The sequence below is a fragment of the Oceanospirillum linum genome (assembly GCF_001995095.2).
In the GTDB taxonomy this organism is placed as follows: domain Bacteria; phylum Pseudomonadota; class Gammaproteobacteria; order Pseudomonadales; family Halomonadaceae; genus Oceanospirillum; species Oceanospirillum linum.
Genome location: NZ_MTSD02000255.1, coordinates 1 through 383 on the forward strand (window position 1 = coordinate 1; position 383 = coordinate 383).

Below are 383 nucleotides of genomic sequence, written 5' to 3' on the forward strand. Positions count from 1 at the left end.
GTGTGAACGGCATTGCCGAACGGGTCAAAGATCGCCGCGACGTCGGGGTCAAGGTCCGGGATGTGATGTACCCAGACGTTGCCAGCCGGCATGACGAAGTACTGGCAGTAGGCACCGTTGACCGCATATTCAATACCTTGGGTGTCGCGGCACAGGTGACGTTTGCCCGCTAGGCAGGCCCGGCAGCGTCCGCAGACATAGTGCCCCTCTCCGGAGACGAACTGTCCGACCTCCAGATCATTGACCTCCGAACCGAGTTCAACAATCTCACCGCAGAACTCGTGGCCGAGGACCAGCGGGGTGTGCACCGTCTTGGCGGCCCACCCGTCCCATTTATCGATGTGAACGTCGGTGCCACAGATTCCTGTCCGCATCACCTTGAC

The 383-nt window shown here is 60.6% G+C and carries 1 protein-coding gene; it reads right to left on the reverse strand.

The genetic code is table 11. The annotated features are described in order from the left end of the window. On the reverse strand, nt 1-383 hold a 383-nt coding region (locus BTA35_RS19060; protein WP_148663879.1), incomplete at both ends, for an alcohol dehydrogenase catalytic domain-containing protein.